At 38.0% G+C, this 17,364-nt stretch carries 21 protein-coding genes; 13 read left to right on the forward strand and 8 right to left on the reverse strand.

Going from position 1 to position 17,364, the window contains the following annotated elements; genetic code table 11:
• Positions 1-140 precede the first annotated feature (140 nt).
• Together ACZ42C_RS05250 and ACZ42C_RS05255 are read left to right on the forward strand one after the other, a co-directional pair.
• Positions 141-1,796, forward strand: coding sequence for a DEAD/DEAH box helicase (locus ACZ42C_RS05250; RefSeq protein WP_461180559.1), 1,656 nt, complete (start codon positions 141-143; stop codon positions 1,794-1,796).
• Positions 1,777-2,574, forward strand: coding sequence for a YqhG family protein (locus tag ACZ42C_RS05255; protein WP_461180558.1), 798 nt, complete (start codon positions 1,777-1,779; stop codon positions 2,572-2,574). Before ACZ42C_RS05250 ends, ACZ42C_RS05255 begins: the two co-directional genes overlap by 20 nt.
• A 35-nt stretch (positions 2,575-2,609) precedes the next feature.
• On the opposite strand, the gene ACZ42C_RS05260 is transcribed toward ACZ42C_RS05255, so the two are convergent.
• The gene (locus ACZ42C_RS05260; RefSeq protein WP_461180557.1) at positions 2,610-2,798 is read right to left on the reverse strand and encodes a YqzE family protein; all 189 of its coding nucleotides are present in this window, start codon (positions 2,796-2,798) and stop codon (positions 2,610-2,612) included.
• A gap of 145 nt (positions 2,799-2,943) precedes the next feature.
• Between ACZ42C_RS05260 and comGA the strand changes: the two genes are divergently transcribed.
• The 9 genes from comGA (at position 2,944) to ACZ42C_RS05305 (ending at position 7,907) form a co-directional block, all read left to right on the forward strand.
• Complete coding sequence (comGA, locus tag ACZ42C_RS05265; protein WP_461180556.1) at positions 2,944-3,960, forward strand: competence type IV pilus ATPase ComGA; 1,017 nt, start codon at positions 2,944-2,946, stop codon at positions 3,958-3,960.
• Positions 3,917-4,969: a competence type IV pilus assembly protein ComGB gene (gene comGB, locus ACZ42C_RS05270; protein WP_461180555.1), complete on the forward strand. Its 1,053-nt coding sequence runs from the start codon at positions 3,917-3,919 to the stop codon at positions 4,967-4,969. Before comGA ends, comGB begins: the two co-directional genes overlap by 44 nt.
• A 14-nt stretch (positions 4,970-4,983) precedes the next feature.
• The gene (gene comGC, locus ACZ42C_RS05275) at positions 4,984-5,289 is read left to right on the forward strand and encodes a competence type IV pilus major pilin ComGC (protein ID WP_461180554.1); all 306 of its coding nucleotides are present in this window, start codon (positions 4,984-4,986) and stop codon (positions 5,287-5,289) included.
• Positions 5,286-5,708 carry a competence type IV pilus minor pilin ComGD gene (gene comGD / locus ACZ42C_RS05280; RefSeq protein WP_461180553.1) on the forward strand — a complete coding sequence of 141 codons (423 nt, stop codon included), beginning with the start codon at positions 5,286-5,288 and terminating at the stop codon, positions 5,706-5,708. Before comGC ends, comGD begins: the two co-directional genes overlap by 4 nt.
• Positions 5,695-6,036: a hypothetical protein gene (locus tag ACZ42C_RS05285; RefSeq protein WP_461180552.1), complete on the forward strand. Its 342-nt coding sequence runs from the start codon at positions 5,695-5,697 to the stop codon at positions 6,034-6,036. Before comGD ends, ACZ42C_RS05285 begins: the two co-directional genes overlap by 14 nt.
• Complete coding sequence (locus ACZ42C_RS05290) at positions 5,984-6,439, forward strand: competence type IV pilus minor pilin ComGF (RefSeq protein WP_461180551.1); 456 nt, start codon at positions 5,984-5,986, stop codon at positions 6,437-6,439. Before ACZ42C_RS05285 ends, ACZ42C_RS05290 begins: the two co-directional genes overlap by 53 nt.
• Entirely contained in the window at positions 6,411-6,785 is a 375-nt protein-coding gene (locus ACZ42C_RS05295; protein ID WP_461180550.1) for a hypothetical protein, read from the forward strand. The genes ACZ42C_RS05290 and ACZ42C_RS05295 overlap by 29 nt, the downstream gene beginning before the upstream one ends.
• Positions 6,786-6,894: 109 nt before the next feature.
• A complete protein-coding gene (locus ACZ42C_RS05300; RefSeq protein WP_461180549.1) occupies positions 6,895-7,593 on the forward strand; it encodes a helix-turn-helix transcriptional regulator in 699 nt (232 codons plus the stop codon).
• Positions 7,594-7,664: 71 nt separating this feature from the next.
• Positions 7,665-7,907 carry a DUF2626 domain-containing protein gene (locus ACZ42C_RS05305; protein WP_461180548.1) on the forward strand — a complete coding sequence of 81 codons (243 nt, stop codon included), beginning with the start codon at positions 7,665-7,667 and terminating at the stop codon, positions 7,905-7,907.
• A 95-nt stretch (positions 7,908-8,002) separates the two neighbouring features.
• Here the strand turns inward: ACZ42C_RS05305 and ACZ42C_RS05310 are convergent, their stop codons facing one another.
• Together ACZ42C_RS05310 and ACZ42C_RS05315 are read right to left on the reverse strand one after the other, a co-directional pair.
• Positions 8,003-8,626, reverse strand: a complete 624-nt coding sequence (locus tag ACZ42C_RS05310; RefSeq protein ID WP_461180547.1) for an MBL fold metallo-hydrolase — start codon at positions 8,624-8,626, stop codon at positions 8,003-8,005.
• Positions 8,627-9,036: 410 nt separating this feature from the next.
• Complete coding sequence (locus ACZ42C_RS05315; RefSeq protein ID WP_464891332.1) at positions 9,037-10,320, reverse strand: IS110 family RNA-guided transposase; 1,284 nt, start codon at positions 10,318-10,320, stop codon at positions 9,037-9,039.
• Between the two features lie 348 nt (positions 10,321-10,668).
• Here ACZ42C_RS05315 and ACZ42C_RS05320 point away from each other — a divergent pair, with 348 nt between their 5' ends.
• Positions 10,669-10,839, forward strand: a complete 171-nt coding sequence (locus tag ACZ42C_RS05320) for a DUF2759 family protein (RefSeq protein ID WP_461181444.1) — start codon at positions 10,669-10,671, stop codon at positions 10,837-10,839.
• Between the two features lie 122 nt (positions 10,840-10,961).
• On the opposite strand, the gene ACZ42C_RS05325 is transcribed toward ACZ42C_RS05320, so the two are convergent.
• The 3 genes from ACZ42C_RS05325 to ACZ42C_RS05335 all read right to left on the reverse strand — a co-directional run bounded on the left by ACZ42C_RS05325 (position 10,962) and on the right by ACZ42C_RS05335 (position 14,303).
• Complete coding sequence (locus tag ACZ42C_RS05325) at positions 10,962-12,884, reverse strand: LTA synthase family protein (RefSeq protein ID WP_461181443.1); 1,923 nt, start codon at positions 12,882-12,884, stop codon at positions 10,962-10,964.
• 238 nt (positions 12,885-13,122) lie between these two features.
• On the reverse strand, positions 13,123-14,094 hold the full coding sequence (locus tag ACZ42C_RS05330; RefSeq protein WP_461181442.1) for an ROK family glucokinase: 972 nt from the start codon (positions 14,092-14,094) through the stop codon (positions 13,123-13,125).
• Positions 14,079-14,303, reverse strand: coding sequence for a YqgQ family protein (locus ACZ42C_RS05335; protein ID WP_461181441.1), 225 nt, complete (start codon positions 14,301-14,303; stop codon positions 14,079-14,081). The genes ACZ42C_RS05330 and ACZ42C_RS05335 overlap by 16 nt, the downstream gene beginning before the upstream one ends.
• Before the next feature lie 234 nt (positions 14,304-14,537).
• On the opposite strand from ACZ42C_RS05335, the gene ACZ42C_RS05340 reads away from it, so the two are divergent.
• Positions 14,538-15,398, forward strand: a complete 861-nt coding sequence (locus ACZ42C_RS05340) for a hypothetical protein (RefSeq protein ID WP_461181440.1) — start codon at positions 14,538-14,540, stop codon at positions 15,396-15,398.
• Positions 15,399-15,440: 42 nt separating this feature from the next.
• Here ACZ42C_RS05340 and ACZ42C_RS05345 read toward each other — a convergent pair whose 3' ends face one another.
• Both ACZ42C_RS05345 and ACZ42C_RS05350 read right to left on the reverse strand, forming a co-directional pair.
• Positions 15,441-17,009, reverse strand: coding sequence for a rhomboid family intramembrane serine protease (locus tag ACZ42C_RS05345; protein ID WP_461181439.1), 1,569 nt, complete (start codon positions 17,007-17,009; stop codon positions 15,441-15,443).
• Positions 17,010-17,141: 132 nt separating this feature from the next.
• Positions 17,142-17,348: a hypothetical protein gene (locus ACZ42C_RS05350; protein WP_461181438.1), complete on the reverse strand. Its 207-nt coding sequence runs from the start codon at positions 17,346-17,348 to the stop codon at positions 17,142-17,144.
• Between the last annotated feature and the right edge of the window lie 16 nt (positions 17,349-17,364).

Here is a 17,364-nt window from a genome sequence, read left to right on the forward strand (position 1 = left end):
TATTATTAATAATAAAAATGCTCACCTTGGCAATACTAACATAACGTTAAAGTGAAAAATCTGTTTTGTTATGGCCTATTATACCATAGAAAAGAAACATTAAGTAGAGGTTTACCATCATCTGAAAAAGGAAGATAGCTATGCATTCTATCCATCTTCATAAAGATAAAGATTTTATTGACGAGCTTCAGCATCGTTTGGATAAGGGAGAAAGGCTTTCTCCTTGGGAGCTGTTTCAAATGACTTATGAAGCTGAATTAACCACAATGAGCAGCAATTTTAACGGCTTGCGATCACTTGATTATCTGCCTCATCTGGAAATTATGGAACATCAGATAAACTGTGCAAACCAGGTAATTGACCAGATGAACGGCAGAGCAATACTCGCAGATGAGGTTGGACTCGGGAAGACGATTGAGGCCGGTCTTATACTAAAGGAATATATGGTGCGGGGCCTCGCTAAAAAAATACTGATTCTAGTTCCTGCTTCCCTTGTGAATCAGTGGGAAAAAGAATTGAACGGAAAATTTTTCATTCCTGCTGTTGGCCACAGGAAAAATTATGCATGGGAACAAGTCGACATTATGATTTCCTCCATTGATACAGCAAAACGTTCTCCGCACAGAGAACAAATTCTGGATATAGACTACGATCTTATTATTATAGATGAAGCACATAAATTGAAAAACCATAAAACGAAAAATTATCAGTTTGTCCGCTCCCTGAAAAAAAAGTATTGTCTGCTGCTTACAGCTACACCTGTTCAAAATAAGCTGATTGAAATATTTAATTTGGTTTCAATTTTAAAGCCGGGACATTTGGGAAACTACGATTCTTTTATCAAAAAATATGGAAACCACCGGAATAAGATAAAAGAAGATGCCTATTTAAAACAGCTGGTTCAAAAGGTAATGGTTCGTAACACCCGTAAAGATACCCATTTCAGTGATACTAAACGTCATATTAATACAGTTTGGTTAGAATTTTCCGAGGAAGAGAAAATGGTCTATTCCCAGTTGGAAAATAATATACGGTCGTATTCATCTTTTTCAAAGATCACCTTTTTAAGAGAATTATGTTCATCCAGGGAAGCCTGTTATTTATCGTTGAAAAAATCTGCTGAACAGACAGAGGAAAATGATCATATCAATGAAATTATAAGCCGGATTGAACAGCTTCCTCACCACACAAAAGCTGAAAAAGCAGTAGAATTAATCAAGGAAACAGGTGACGAAAAAGTAATAATATTTACGGAGTACAGAGCTACCCAACTATATTTACAATGGTATCTTCAGCAGCATGGTATTTCATCCGTTCCGTTTAGAGGCGGTTTTAAAAAAGGCAAAAAAGACTGGATGCGTCAGTTATTTCAAAATCATGCCCAGGTGCTGATCGCAACAGAAGCTGGAGGAGAAGGAATCAACCTGCAGTTTTGCAGCCACATGATTAACTATGACTTGCCATGGAATCCGATGCGGCTGGAGCAAAGAATTGGACGTATTCACAGATACGGTCAGAAAAATGATGTGCACATTTATAATTTCGCCATCAAAGATACAGTAGAAGAACACATTATGTCTTTATTGTATGAGAAGATCCAACTTTTTGAACAAGTGATCGGACAACTGGATGATATATTGGCCGAACTGGATATAGAGAATATGGAAAAGGAAGTCAGAACGATTTTTAATGATTCTGCTTCCGTTGGAGAAGCGAGGATTAAACTGGATAACCTTTCTTCCATCATACAACATCACTATGAAGAGGCAAAGGAGCATGAACAATATGGCAATTAATGATTTAAACGCCTTTTTATTTAACTATTTTACTGCTCATCATTGTGAAATTTTATCCAATCATGACGGCGTACTTCGTATAAAGCTGACAGAAGACATGGACAGAGCTTTAATGAACCGCCCCTTCTATTGGCATTATATAAAAAAAATGGGACAACCCGGAGAACCGATGCAATTAAGCTTAAACACCAATCCCTCAAAAAGTGATCCAAAAGCCGAATGGATACATTTCGGCAGCCCGAGGTTACAGCAAATCATCAACCATTTGCGAATGAATGAAAAATACACAAAATTATTTCAATCCGTAAACACCGTTACAAATACGGCGCTATATCCATGGCTTGTCATTAATTTAAAGGTAAGCTATAAAGGACAGCATAAACGGGATGAACTGTTTTCCGTCGGCCTTCATTTGGTAAACGGCATGATGAAAGTGGAAATGATGGATATTTTAAATACTTATACACTAAAGCCAACCATATCGGATTATTGTTATACCATTTCCCCATTGATTAAAATAAAAAGTGGATTTAAAAGAATTGAATCTGTTATTGATCATTATATAGAAAACCAAACTCACGAATGGGCACAGGAATCATTTAATCTGCTTAACGAAGAACTCACCTTGCTTGAACATTTTTATGACACAAAAAACGAGGAAGAACAACAACAAATCGAAAAAGAAAAGAAAGAACTTTTGGACAGGTACCATCCCATGGTGTCTTATGAAGTGATTAACGGTGGATTATTTTATTTGGCGGAAGAAAGTATAAAATAAATAATGAAAGCAGGCACTCCACGGGGAGATACCTGCTAATCCGTTCTTCTGATCCATATGCGGAATGCAAATGGCAGGATTCCAAGCCATCGGTTTGAATACAATCGATGGTTGTTTTTTTGTTCCTTTTTTCTTCTCTTTCTTTCTTCTGACGGTAAATCAATATAGCTTATAACTTGTTCTGTCATGAATTTTAGATAATCGTTTGCTGAAATAGATATCACCCCATTTCCTTATGTATAGGATAACCTCCGCTGGGTTCAGGTATTCGATTTATTTTATTTTTATATAAAAAAAGAAGGGATTAAAGGATGTATGTCGAATATTGTATTATGACAGCCCAAATTGCATAAGGAGGTGAGCAACCGCATGAGCGATGCTGCTCAACTTTCCAATAAATTAATCCGCGAAGCCATTCAAGCACAAGCCTCGGATATCCACTTTTATCCATTCAAAGACCGCTCGGAGATTTATTTTCGGATACAAGGAAAAAGAACACGTTATCAATCGATGCGAATTGAACAATACCAGCATTTGATCACTTATTATAAATTCACTTCAGGAATGGATATAGGAGAAAGCCGAAAACCGCAAAACGGAGTACTTACTCATCAGCTGAATACACAATTATTTTCCCTGCGATTATCCACACTTCCGGTTAATGATCGGGAAAGTCTGGCAATCCGCATTCTTCCACAGGAAAAAGATCTCAGTCTGGACCACCTCTTTCTATTTCCCAGTCAGTTGAAAAAACTGAAAAAATGGATATCACACCGTACTGGCATTATTTTGTTTACAGGGCCGACAGGGAGCGGAAAAACAACTACCTTGTATGCTTTATTGGAAACCATTTTAAAAGAAAAATCCTATCAGGCGATCACACTGGAAGACCCGATTGAAAAACAAATGAAGCACATCCTGCAGGTTCAGGTGAATGAGAAGGCGGGAATAACTTACCAGACAGGACTGAAGGCAGCTTTAAGACATGACCCAGATATTATTATGGTGGGGGAAATCCGGGATGCCTATACAGCGCATTTTGCTTTTGATGCCTCATTGACCGGTCACCTTGTACTCAGTACACTCCATGCCAGGAACACAAAAGGAACCATTCACCGTTTACTGGAAATGGGACTAAGCCGGACAGATTTGGAGCAGTCTTTAATAGCGATTGCATCTTTGCAGCTGCTTCCCCTTTCCCTGCAGAAATACGCCGGTAGACGAGGTGCCATTTTAGAACTGTTGGACGGCGGATCATTAGCCAATATATTAGAAGGAGCTGAACCATTAAAACAGCATAACTACCACACATTTGAACATTTAAGAAAGAAGGCTTTTGCTTATGGGTATATTTCTAAAGAGATTTATCAAACGGAGAAAGAATAACATTTCCGAAAATGTCCAAATTATATTTTTAAGAAGGGTGAACCGTCTTTTGTCCTCTGGATATCCCCTATTGGAAGCACTGCAGGTTTTAAAATGGGATAAACAGCTGGTGACACCGGCAGAAATCATATCCCGTGCTTTAAAAGATGGCCAATCGATTGACACATCGTTTTTGCAGGCAAACTTTCATCACACTATTGTCGGGTATTTATCTTTTGTTAAATCCAATGGGGATCTGGAAGGGAGTATTCAAAAATGTTTAACCATGTTTGAAAGCCGGATCAAATACAGAAATAAATTTTTGCAAACAGCCAGATATCCACTCATCCTTTTATTTATTTTTCTCATGCTGCTTTATGTTATACAACTGTTCGTCCTGCCATCTTTCCTTGACCTTTTCCAATCAAGTTCACAAGCATCGTCTTCCCTTTTATTTTCCATTTTTATCATTGACTTTCTGTTTCATGCAGGCCTATTGATTATTATACTGTTGCTTATCAGCTTATTTGGATGGCGGATTTTCAAGGACAAATTAGAGATACAAACACAAATTAAAGTTATACAATCTATTCCTGTTTACCGGAAAATGGTAAAACTGCAAACTTCCTTTCACTTTGCAACCCACTTCAGTACACTGCTGAAAACGGGCATGCCATATAAGGATATAATCGAGCATATGGCTGATCAAAAACAACTCCCGATTCTATCCCATTATTCATTATTAATAAAAGAAGAATTGATCAAAGGAATTCCCATTGTATCGCTTTTATCCCAATTCAGCCTGCTGGAAAAACAGTTGACAGGTATATTCCATCATCAGCAAAACAGTGATGCACTGGAAAGAGACCTGAGCATTTACGCAGAATTATTAACAGAGGAGATAGAAAGAAAAACTATGAAAGCCATAACGTATATTCAGCCACTGTTTTTTGCCATTTTGGCGGGTTTCATTATGTTTATCTATATAACGCTAATGTGGCCTATGTTTCAATTAATACAAACAATATAAAAGGAGTGCGAAAAATGCTAAAAAATAACAGAGGATTCACATTAATTGAAATGCTTGTCGTTTTAATGGTCATTTCCGTATTGATAATTCTGATTGTACCGAACTTAAATACAAACAGTGAAAATATTAATGAAAAAGGCTGTGATGCCTTGACTGCAGTTGTACAGGCTCAGGTTGATGCCTATTACATTGATAATGGCAACTATCCAGCCTCCCTGGATAAACTGGAGGAGGCGGATTACATCAATACAGAACAACAAACCTGTCCGGATGGAAACGATTTGGAGTATAGCAATGGAGAAGTCTCACCGCCGCAATGAAAAGAGACAATGGTTTCACCCTGATTGAACTGTTGCTGTCACTAAGTATCATAACGATCCTACTACTGCTTGTTGTCCCCTTTTCCCTGTCCGCCCTGCAAAACGCAGAAGAGAAAGCTTTTTTCCGAACCATTGAATCAGATGTTTTATTTATACAGAGTATGGCACATGAAGATATTTTGTATTCAATCAGGTTTGCTGATGATCATTATAAAATTGTCAGAGGGAGTCAGGGTGGAATAATAAGAAGAAGTTATCCAACAGGGCTTGAAGTGCAAACACACTCAAATAATACGATTACTTTTAATCGTTATGGCTCCGTGAAAAATCCAAGAACCATCTATATTCATACAAGACACGACACATACCTGATGGTTTTCCCTTTTGGAAAAGGGAGGTATTATATTGAAAAAGAGTAATGGTTTTTCATTTATAGAAATTCTTATTGCTGCTTCACTTCTCATGACTTTCGTAAGTATTATTGTGCCGATTATTTCCCTTGTACAAACTGAACGGGAAGTATTAAGTGAACGACGTAACTTTACCCTGAAGCTGCATGATGAACTGCAATCATTTCTATGGATGGACGATACGGCTCTTCCTTCCAATTTTGCTGAAACCCTTCAGCAGAAAGAAATAGAGTTTTCCTTCAAAAGTGAAAATGGTTTTGTGAAAGGATGTGCAGAATGGCAAAATGCTAAAAAAGAAAATGAATCCTTTTGTCTCTACGGCTACCCAAAAAAATGAAAGAGGATTTACTTTCATTCATTTGCTTCTGGCGGTTTCTATATTGTCCATCAGCCTGCCTTTTTTGAGCTATTTACTACAGGCAGCTGCTGATCAGAATAATTACAATGATATATCGGTCCAGCAATTTTTTCAGTATATGCGTAATGAAGTTATTCAGGCTGTAGACTACCAAATTTGTTCTCATCCCCCCGAACTTGTTTTGGAATTGAAAAATGGAGATACAGCATCCATTGAACAGTATGAGGATCTCATTCGAAGGCAATTAAACGGTACAGGTCATGAAGTATACTTACGGGATGTGGCACATATGCAGTTAGTAGAACTCGATTATGGTTTTCAAATAAATATTACTACTTTGGAAGGTGACATGCATGAAAAATCGATTGTCTTTTATGAGTAATGACAGTGGATTCTTCCTTCCCTATGTTATGTTGATCATCACAATAGTAATTATTATTGTAACTGCCAGTATTCAAAGTTATAAAAATGAAATATACATAACAGACAGACAAGTGGAACATGTTATTATTGAATCACTATTTCAATTGGGATGGGAAATGGTGAAAGAGGAAATGCCTTCCCTCCACCTCCCGGACAGGGTTCATTATACATTCCCAGCGGGAACAGTAGAAATATCTATTATTCCAAGGGAACGTTATAATCAATTAACTTTTTACATCACTACAAATACTCATACGAAATTCAGCATTATCACCTATATGTTACTAACCGAACAATCATCTTAATATAATTGTCAAATAAATGTGTACAAATTCCAACAGTTCAAGGAATTCCTCCATCATCCCCAACATATTTACTATAATATAAGTAATTACAATTGGAGAGGTGATTGAGGTGGAACAAACATTAAAGGTGACGAATGTATTAAGCGATCCTACAAGATATAATATTTACCAGCACATCATCCAAAATCAGAGAGAAGTAAGTGTAGTGGACATAGCGGAAAAATTTGATATTCACCCAAATGTAGCCAGGTTACATTTATCAAAACTGGAAGATATAAACATGGTTAAATCCTATTCGAAAAAAAGCGGAAAGGGAGGCAGACCAAGCAGGCTGTATCGGCTCTCTGATGAAGTAATAGAGCTTAATTTTCCTCACCGCGATTATAAAATGCTTGCAACGATCGCACTGGAATCTTTTCTGGACTTGGGTGAACCCGGCAGAAAGGCCTTATACAGGACAGGTAAAGAATATGGTACCAAAGTGATGGAGCATTATCAAAAGATGCCGGTAAATCAGGAATTAACTGTCAAGCAAAAATTAACCATCTTGCAGGATGCGGGTACGATGCTTGGTATGTATCCAAATTTTGAATACAATGAAGAAATGGAAAGCATCAGATTCAGTATTAACAATTGCCCTTTTAAAGAAGTAGCAGTACACAACCATACAATGATATGCAATATGCACCACTCATTTATTAAAGGAATGCTTGAAGTATTGTTTACGGATATTGATTTGAAAGAGGAAGAGAATATGTTTGAAGGCTGCCAAAGCTGTAAATATGTTGCAAAACTTTCCAGAGCATAGTAAGATTCGTTTACAAGATGAGGTTCCTCGTTTATAATAACAAATGAAGGTTACCAGAAGGAGGGGATAGCATGGAGCGAATGTTTCGTGTGCTTGCCTTTTGGACGGGTATATTTACAGTGATGTTTTTTGTAGGTGACATGTATACAACATCTTTATTATTCCTTGTTCAAACGGCATTTTTCCTTACAGTAAGTTATTTAAAATTATCTGAACGCATGTATATGTATTTATTCGCGGCGTATCTGACTGTATTTATGGTTGGATTTACCTGGTATTCCGAATTTATACTTGTACCTGGTTTCGGACATTAATCAGCAAAACCCCTGTCTATTTCCGACAGGGGTTTTTGCCTTCCTGAATTAATCATTCCTCTTGTTTTATGAATCCCTCTCCAAATTCTTTCATTTCAAACAGAAAAAAACGGGTTATTCTTTTTTTCCTCTTTTATCGTAGTTGCAGGGCCGTGGCCGGGATAGACAACGAAATCGTCTTTTAACCTGTACAGCACATTTCGAATACTCCATTCCAACTCCCTTATATCTCCGCCGGGTAAATCAGTACGGCCAATCCCCCGGTTGAACAATACATCTCCGCTTAAAACCATCTCTTCATCATGAAAGATCAGACTTACACTCCCGGGAGAGTGGCCGGGGGTGTGAACAGTTTCAAAACGAAAGGGACCGATCTCTTTATTACCGGGTTCCAGCAGTTGATCTGGCTTCTCTGTCATAATTCCTTGTCCCATGAAGCGGGACGAACCATTCAATTTTGCGTCAGTTAACCAATCTGCTTCTTTTTCATGGAGATATACGTCTATTCCAAAATAATTTCTAAGCTCGTCCACTCCACCTATGTGGTCGAAGTGAGCATGTGTCAACAAAATAGCTGCAGGTGTAAGCTTTTCACTATCTAAAAAATGCTTTACTTTTTCTGCATCGCCTCCTGGATCAACGATGATTGCTGTGGTGTCATCGTAAACAATGTAGCAATTTGTGCCCAAAGGCCCCAGTGGCATTGTTTTTATATTCATATAGATCCTCCCTCTATATAATTAAAATATCTTCAAAATGCTCTTGTTTTCTTAGAATTTCATAAACATCCACTTTGGAATGTGTTGGAGCTAATCCTTTACAACCCGGAATACAGAATATTCTTACTGGGGTATATCCATCCTATCAGCCAAATTGTGAACATTTGGTGCTTAAATGGTATGACCATGCTTCATTCTCCACGCTTCTTATGGTCGCTTACCCTCCCATGTATCACGGGATGTTATCCACACATTCCCTCGTCCTGCGTATCCACAAGGTGGAGGTCGGATATGCTCCTTAGCTGGGTCATATGCCCGAATGGTGTAAATAAGCTCCGACTCTGCATTGTTGGTGTTTGTTTAATTCCAGAATTCCAAGTGCATTTATCCATCCATTTTGTTCATAAAGCCTAAGCAGCCTGTAATGATTCTATTTGAGGTAAACCTTTTAGTAACTTGCTTCCATCAAATTCACATTGTTTCTTGCCTATGGTGAACATAACACGTATTAATTTCCCGCATAACGCAATAAGTGATTGCTGTTTCTTTAACGGATTGTTGGGGCGGGTAGTGTAATACCTATGCAGTGCCTTAAACGTCGGGTTACTCGCCACTAGGGGGCGTACAGCCAGATATAGGGCTTTTCGCAATTTTTTTCTGCCACGTTTGGTGATTTTCGTTTGCCCTTTCAATCTCCCGGAGCTGTGTTCCCGTAACGTTAAACCCGCCATGTTTACCAATTGTTGTGAGTGATCATACTTGGTGAGATCCCCTACTTCAGAAAAGAACGTGGCAACGGTTATGGCACCAAGCCCCTTAATATTTATCAATTCCTCAGCACCCGGTATATCTTTCAATAGCTCTGTGATTTCCTCATCCAACTCTGTTAACTGATTTTGATACAGCTCATACTGGTCTAAAAGGCTGTGTAGTTCTTTTCTTGCGAACCTGAGCCCAATTTCAATGCCAATGCTCTTCTGTGCTTTCTTGACTAATTTCCTTGCCCGTTCTATACCCATGCCGCGTTTGATAACGGTTTTCCACGCTGCCAGCACTTCTTCCGGAGTCATTTGACGGATCTCATAAGGGAACGGGAACTCGCGCAGTGTGAATAACGCTGTCTTACCGGACCAGTCTTTAAAGACGTCATCAAATTCCGGAAAGTACCGCTGAATATGATTCTGAACGCGACCTTCGATGATCATCAGCTGCTTGATGAGTTGATCTCTTAATTTGATCCCTTCCCGTAATTCGGCATAAATGCCGTCGAGAAGATTTGGTACGGAGTATCTCCCATCTTTCACAAGCTGTGCAATAACGCGCGCATCTTTGGTGTCATTTTTCGTTGGTGAGTTATCATCAAGTTCTTTGGACTTCTTAACGTGCATTGGATTTACAACCACAAAGCGAATGTCTTTGGCTTTTAGATAGTAAGCCAAACCAAGCCAAAAGTGTCCGGTTGGTTCTGCACCAACAATCACTTCGCTTTTGTTGTTTTTCTCCTGCAATCTGGAAATCCAGTCTAAAAGCTGTTGAAAGCCATGTATGCGATTGTCAAAGACCAATTTCTTACCCAATTCCACGCCCCGATCATCCTGGGCACGTGCCACATGTTTATCCATGGCAATATCGATTCCTACTATCAATGTGGATGGTGTGATTTGCGCTAATTTAAGATTTTGATTATAATTCATTACGAGTCCTCCTTGGTATTTATTTAATTTCGGGGTCAATGCATTGACACCCTGTACTATACCAAGAGGGCTCATTTTTGTTCAAACCTCAAATTTCTTCATTACAGGAATGCTCCTTATCCATTCATTCTAATGTGAGTTTCGAAAAAGACGAAGATAATCGGCAAAATAATCTTGCCCTTATTATTAGACTATCTTTCGTCAAAAGAAAAACCAAACAGGAAATAACTCGACAAACAGAACAGAATACTTTAAAATAAGTATTATAACTGCTTAGTTACATAATAATATAAATAACATTCCTGTACCAATAATGTAATCGGGGAACAAACAAGGAGGAACAGCAATATGCATATTATTTTGGGAATCATATTTTTACTTGTTGCAATACTCGCGGTTGTTTCGGTTATACGTCAATTGAAGATTAAAAATATGTTCGCATTGGTTTTTTCCGGAATAACAGCATTGGCATTTGGCTTTTTTGCGATCGCCACCATTATTACTGAAATAGCCGGATAGTGAGGTAAAAACAAGCTTACAGCAAAAATGCTGTAAGCTTGTTTTTAAAATAATCTGTACATGAATAGAGCCAGCCGGAGTCGGCTGGCTCTTTATATTGGAAATTGAATCTTGGATCACGCTTAATTTTTATCAGTTATTGGATCAATGTCTATAAAGCGGAATAGATCTCCGTATACGATATCGTCAGAATACGTTAGCTCCAGCTCAACCTGCTCTCTGATAGGGTCACATGCACTTGGGCTTTCCGCTTCATCTCCCTGACTATCTCCATTACCTTGTTCATCCAGGGGTTCTCCAGTTTCCCTGTCATAACATGCACCGCTGGCCTGAACAAAGTCTTCACTTATAAAGTCGCCATTTCTCAGGGCAATAAATTCCTTACGGTCGTCATGGAAAAGGTCATTCCCGAAGTAAAAATCATGCGCCGTTTCAATGCCAAGCATATGCAGTAAGGTCGGTTTAACGTCAATTTGACCAGCAATTTCAGATTTTATTTCCCCTTCTCCATGTCCGGGTATATGAATGAAAAATGGGACGCGTTGCAACTGCACATAATCATATGGCGTTATTTCTTCTTTATCAAGGTATTGGGCCATGGAACGGTTATGGTTGGCACTGATACCATCATGGTCTCCCATGATAATGATAATCGAGTCATCATATATTCCTGTATCTTTTAACTGGTCAAAGAATAATTCAATGGATTCATCCATATATCTGACCGTAGGGAAAAAGTTATTCAGTGTATTTGAGTTCGAATCATAAGGTTCGATGGATCGGTCCTCTTCACCCAATTCAAACGGAAAGTGGTTGGTTAACGTAATAAATTTAGCGAAATAAGGTTCTTCCATTGACTGTAAATATTTCATGGACTGTTCGAAGAATGGTTTATCTTTTAAGCCCCAGCCAACTGAATTTTCATCCGATATTTCATACGCTTCCTCTCCATAAAAATGATCGACGCCTATACTGTCGTACATTTGATCCCTGTTCCAGAAACTCTTATTATTTGCATGGAATACAGCTGAATGATAATCTTTTTCTTTTACCATTTCCGTCAGACCATGGTATTCGTTTTGTGCATGGGTAAAAAATGCGGCCCCCCGCGATAATGGATAAAGAGAATTTTCTACAATAAACTCAGAATCAGAAGTTTTTCCCTGCTCTGTCTGATGATAGAAGTTTTCAAAGTAGTACGTATCCTCATCCTCTACCAGACTATTTAAAAATGGCGTTATTTCCTGGCCGTATACATCGTTATCAATGACAAAGCTCTGAATGGATTCTGCCCAAATAAATATCACATTTTTATCCTCGGCAATACCGTATAATTCGGACTCTTGGTCACTTCTAATATTTTCTTCCACATAATCTTCTATTTCCGGTAGTTCATTTCCATCCGCAAATACCTTTTGTGACTGAGTTTTTGTATTAATGACAATGTCATAAACGTGATAATTAAACAATCCGATATTTTTTACAAGGTACTCCCTGTCAAAACCGCGTGTAAATAACTGAGGTCTTTCCATTTCGGCAAGAAAAAAGTTTCCTGCCAGCAACGCAAATGACAAAGCGGTAGCAAATACCTTTCCGCTCTTTGGGTAATTGACTGCCATCACATTTTCTTTTTTCCTGCTTAAAATCCATACAAGAATTACATCTGCAAACAGTAAAATATCATAGGGCTTTATTAAGGTTAAAATACTTGAACCCAAATCGGCTGCATTACTTCCCTGGAATAACTGCGGGATCGTAATAAAGTCCGTAAATGAACGGTAAAAAACCAGATTGGCAAATACAATCAGTGTACCGATAAGCATCATATAACGAATATATTTCATCTGCCTTGAATGCTTTTTAAACCATACACTGATGGCAAGAATCAAAAATGCCGAAACAAATGGATTAACGAATAAGATTAACTCCTGCATGGAGTTTTCCAAATCAATGGTAAAAACAAACCGATAAACGATATATGTTTTTAAACCAAATAATAATGCTGCAATAATATATAGTGGTATATTTATTTTTTTAAAATTCATAACCTGATCCTCCTGAAAAAACTATTCCATAAACCCCCGTATTTATATCTTCTTTTATATTTTCATTGTTTTAATGATTCAATTTCAAACTTTTGCGTCGGTAATGATCATAGCTCTTATACCCTATTTGTGCCTGTTACAAACTCATCCTCAAATTAATCTCAATATATATGACGATTGTTTTACCTATAAAGTTTCATAGTTTTTCTTGAAAAATTTATTTTAATAGATAACAAATCTAAAATAGCATGTTTTGTGTCTTTTGTTTAACAAGAAATGCAGCTCCAATGATCCCGGCGTCATTTCCCAATTGTGCTAATTTTAATTCACAAGAGGAAAAGTTTCCGGGAAATGAGAAATGTTTAAATGCTGTTTGAATTTCAGCAAGAAAATCGGCTCCTGCGTGTGATATTCCCCCACCGATGATGACTTTTGCGGGGTTCAAAACAGCTGCGGTATTGGCTATAAGCAACCCCAGACTTTCAGCAGTATGTCTCCTGATTGTTAAAGCATTGCTGTCCCCTGCGCGGGCAAGGTTAAAAACATCTCTTGCCGAGATTGTGCCTCTTACTTTTTCAATCTGTGCCAGTTTGCTTTTCGGCTCTTTACTAATGCATTCCTTTGCCTGACGGACAATACCGGGTGCTGATGCAATCGTTTCTACACATCCTATGCGGCCGCAGCTGCAACGATAACCATCAATATCCACAGTCATATGCCCAATTTCACCTGCCATACCTGCTTCCCCAGTCAGCAGTTGACCATTTGTAATGATACCCCCGCCCACACCAGTGCCAAGCGTAATCATCAACATATTTTCCACCTGCTTACCGGCACCTTTCCAATTTTCCCCCAAAGAGGCAATGTTAGCATCATTAGCCGGATACACCGGCAGGGTTGTGAGCTTTTTAAATTGATGAACTAGATCATATTTTAGCCAACCGACATTAAAAGCGTTGTATACTATTCCGTTTGCTTCGTCAATAACCCCTGGGGAACCAACACCAATTCCTGTAATTTCATTCTCTTTTATTTGCTGTCTTCTCAATTCCTGATAAATTGATTCCCAAATTTCCTGAACAATAAGGGTGCTGTTTTTGGTTTTATTCGTTGTGATTTCCCACTTTTTAATTATGTTTCCCCGATCGTCAATCAATCCTATTTTTATTGTTGTCCCGCCAATATCCACTCCAATTATTCTCTCCGGCATGATCCTTCACCTTTTTTCTCGGTTAATTTCGTGATTTCTTTTCTCAGGAGCAATTTGGCATGTGTGTAGTCATTTTTATTTATCATATGATGGTTGAATAATTCATCCAGCTCTGAATCCATCAATTGAAGATCACCAATGCGGTTTCCCGTATAAATAACAGTTCCAAATTTTATTAAAAGCTTTTGTACTTCATAGACGGTTTTCATATAAAAGTCACCAAGATTCATTATATCAAATTCGATCGTGGAGGGTAATAGTAAAAAGTCCCTAATTAATTATACAAGAAAATAGAAAGAAGTAAATAATCAAGTTGCAATTCTTCTTCAACAGTCCTGCCAGCTGCTCCTAAGAGAACAACTTTATTCCCAACACACACTCATAAACAAGTATTAAAAGACATATATGTTAAAGGACTAGCTATTTTAGGGGGCGGCAGCGGTATGAACAAATGGAGACTATTTTTTTTCTTATTTTTACTTGTGTCAATTTTTACCATTATATATAGTTTTAAATTTATCTCTTCTCCGGCGATAACCTTTTTTCCATTGAATAAAGAAAGGGCATTTGTGGAAGCTGATTCAACCTTGTCTTTAATTGCAGAAAATGAGAAGGATCGGTATGAAATAAAATGGTCTTCCAGTTCGCAAAGTGATGAACCTTTTTATCTGCGCCAGGATGTATCCCTTTTATATGAAAATGGACTGCTTAAGGGGGTGCGCAGTAAATGGGTGGAAGACACTGACGTGATTCAAATAAAGGAAAAAATACTTCAGGAAGACAGCGGATTCTTTCAAGTCATCAGTTTCCATCATGGGGAAATTCATAATGACGATAGCAAGATAACCAGTATTCACACCCTTTCCGGGGATTACTTATATGTTATTGATTCTCCGACAACACCTCTGGAATCCTTTAAAGAGCCTAATAACAGCTATGAAGCTGAGTGGAAAAATCTGTTGGATAAAGCATCGAAACAGCAATTGCTTTTTCACTGGCATCAGTTATTTACTTATTTTGGGGTTGACGAGGAGAACTATTTGGCGGTTCCTCTTACCGAACTGAATAAATACGTTAAGGAACCGCTCCCCTCCATGACACAGGACGAAACGGATAAAATTATGGGGCAGTTATGGGAAGGGCTGTATAAAAATTATATTATTCCTATTGTCAGCGAAGATACTGATCGTATAAACAGTTATATACCCATTGTTTTATTCGATAAAAAAAAGAACCATCTGCAGGTGCTCTTTGAATTAAATGGAGAAAAGCAACAGTTGCTGCAAAAATTTAGCAGGGAATAAAGCAGACGGCATCCACTTTGTTTTTAGATGACCGTCTGAGGGTCATTTCGGCGGCTCACCGGTAATTTGTTCATACAATTGAATAAAATCTTCATTTTCCGGGTCTAAAACGTAGGCTTGTTCAATTATTTCTCCGGCCTCTTCCAACCGATCCATTTGATAATATAATAAAGCCAAATTGTAATAAGCTTCTGGCATTTCAGGTGCTCCCGACTCTTCTTCCTGATATGTTACGTTTTGTTCGAGATCCTCTATAGCGAACTCATATTCCCCCAATTCAATATAGGCATATGCTCGTTGAAAAAGAATTGCTACTTCCATATCACCATTCATTTCCAACGCTTTCGTACCCAACTCAATAACTTCCTCATAATCGTTCTCCAACAATGTTTCTTCCATGAGCATTAAATAATAGCCTTGGTTTGATACATTATTTTGAATACCATAGCCAATGAGAGAAGCTATCATTACCATGTATATCACCAATGCGATCCCCTGTTGCTTCCATTTCTGTTTTTTTGGCAAATGAACAATGGCTGAAGCGATGAATCCGAAGACTAGTCCCCCGAGATGGGCCGCATTATCAATTTGCGGAATGGTAAATCCGAATACAATATTAATTATAATTACCAGCAGTACGCCTCTTCCCATTGTTTGCAGAAATATTTGCTTATAATTAATGCCGAAATACAACAAGGTACCAAAAAGTCCAAATAATGCTCCTGAAGCACCGGCAGAAACATTCATGGAAAAAGCAAAACTAGCCAGCCCTCCCCCGATTCCGGCTAAAAAGTATATAAACATAAAACGGCCGGAACCAAATATCCGCTCGACAATGGATCCAAGATAATACACGGCAAGCATATTCATAAATAAATGAAGAAATCCAATGTGCAGAAACATGGAGCTGATAATTCTCCACCACTCCCCCTCGATAATTGCAGGGTTGTATTTGGCTCCAAACTCAATTAATGTTTCCACGGATTGACTGTTCCCGGCAGCTTCCATGATAAAGAAAATGATCATATTTGTAATCAACAGTATATAAGTGTAAAAGGGCTTTCCATAGGAAAATACTTCTTCGGTTTCCCTTTGTTTGCGGTCCACTTCTGATTTTAGGTAATGTTTATATTCATCCACCTTTTTTTCTTTATCAACCATATCTTCCTGTTCTTTTTCCTGCGGCAGGTCAGATGCATCCACTTCTTTTAATAATCTTGCAGTCTCCTCACTTCTGTCATTATAGGATAAATAATACACTTTCATTTTCAGGGGATTTTTTTCTTTTAATTGCATCGGCTTTTTCAGCGATTCCCAGTCATCTACAGGAGGATAATTCGAAACATAAACGTTATGTATTTCAATATGTTTAGCGGTCAATACACGCTTCATCGCCTTAGTCCGCTGAAAAACCTGAGCTATATCCTTTTTTAGATGATTCTTCCAATCAAACCCGCGGTGCAAAAGCCGGATGACTATGGACTTTTTATTTTCGTACTTTTCCAGCCATATTTCTTCAGCTTTTTCATTTATATGTAAAACATAAAAGTGATGGTTTGCTGTTAAATGATAAGCTAATTTATACATGCTGTACTGTTCATTTAAATACATGGCCTCTTCTCCCCTTACCTAACCATCATATCAAATTAAGGGAGATATTTCTTTTGAAAGGTACTTAGCTACATGCTTATAAAACAATAATAAAAGAAACTGCTTTTTAAACAGCTTCTTTTGCAGATAAGCTTAGTGATTTTCTTGAGGCCCTGCAGACCGTCTTGTGAAAAGACCCGGCAATACTTTTTCCCTTAACCCCGGCATTTTCATGGATATGGAAATAGCCATTCTTCTTAAAAAACTAATTGCCAATAACAGATTGACTACCCGGTATCTCCATTTATACAGCAAAGTGATGGCTGATAATAATACAGTAAACAATAAAAGGAATCTCATTTTAACACCTTCTCCT

The sequence above is a fragment of the Virgibacillus kimchii genome, from assembly GCF_055379185.1.

Bases quoted from the DNA above. Each gene is read 5' to 3' on its own strand.
- ACZ42C_RS05250 (WP_461180559.1), top strand. From the start codon at position 141: ATGCATTCTATCCATCTTCATAAAGATAAAGATTTTATTGACGAGCTT.
- ACZ42C_RS05255 (WP_461180558.1), top strand. From the start codon at position 1,777: ATGAACAATATGGCAATTAATGATTTAAACGCCTTTTTATTTAACTAT.
- comGA (WP_461180556.1), top strand. From the start codon at position 2,944: ATGAGCGATGCTGCTCAACTTTCCAATAAATTAATCCGCGAAGCCATT.
- comGB (WP_461180555.1), top strand. From the start codon at position 3,917: ATGGGTATATTTCTAAAGAGATTTATCAAACGGAGAAAGAATAACATT.
- comGC (WP_461180554.1), top strand. From the start codon at position 4,984: ATGCTAAAAAATAACAGAGGATTCACATTAATTGAAATGCTTGTCGTT.
- comGD (WP_461180553.1), top strand. From the start codon at position 5,286: ATGAAAAGAGACAATGGTTTCACCCTGATTGAACTGTTGCTGTCACTA.
- ACZ42C_RS05290 (WP_461180551.1), top strand. From the start codon at position 5,984: ATGCTAAAAAAGAAAATGAATCCTTTTGTCTCTACGGCTACCCAAAAA.
- ACZ42C_RS05295 (WP_461180550.1), top strand. From the start codon at position 6,411: ATGAAAAATCGATTGTCTTTTATGAGTAATGACAGTGGATTCTTCCTT.
- ACZ42C_RS05305 (WP_461180548.1), top strand. From the start codon at position 7,665: ATGGAGCGAATGTTTCGTGTGCTTGCCTTTTGGACGGGTATATTTACA.
- ACZ42C_RS05310 (WP_461180547.1), bottom strand. From the start codon at position 8,626: ATGAATATAAAAACAATGCCACTGGGGCCTTTGGGCACAAATTGCTAC.
- ACZ42C_RS05315 (WP_464891332.1), bottom strand. From the start codon at position 10,320: ATGAATTATAATCAAAATCTTAAATTAGCGCAAATCACACCATCCACA.
- ACZ42C_RS05320 (WP_461181444.1), top strand. From the start codon at position 10,669: ATGCATATTATTTTGGGAATCATATTTTTACTTGTTGCAATACTCGCG.
- ACZ42C_RS05325 (WP_461181443.1), bottom strand. From the start codon at position 12,884: ATGAATTTTAAAAAAATAAATATACCACTATATATTATTGCAGCATTA.
- ACZ42C_RS05330 (WP_461181442.1), bottom strand. From the start codon at position 14,094: ATGCCGGAGAGAATAATTGGAGTGGATATTGGCGGGACAACAATAAAA.
- ACZ42C_RS05335 (WP_461181441.1), bottom strand. From the start codon at position 14,303: ATGAAAACCGTCTATGAAGTACAAAAGCTTTTAATAAAATTTGGAACT.
- ACZ42C_RS05340 (WP_461181440.1), top strand. From the start codon at position 14,538: ATGAACAAATGGAGACTATTTTTTTTCTTATTTTTACTTGTGTCAATT.
- ACZ42C_RS05345 (WP_461181439.1), bottom strand. From the start codon at position 17,009: ATGTATTTAAATGAACAGTACAGCATGTATAAATTAGCTTATCATTTA.
- ACZ42C_RS05350 (WP_461181438.1), bottom strand. From the start codon at position 17,348: ATGAGATTCCTTTTATTGTTTACTGTATTATTATCAGCCATCACTTTG.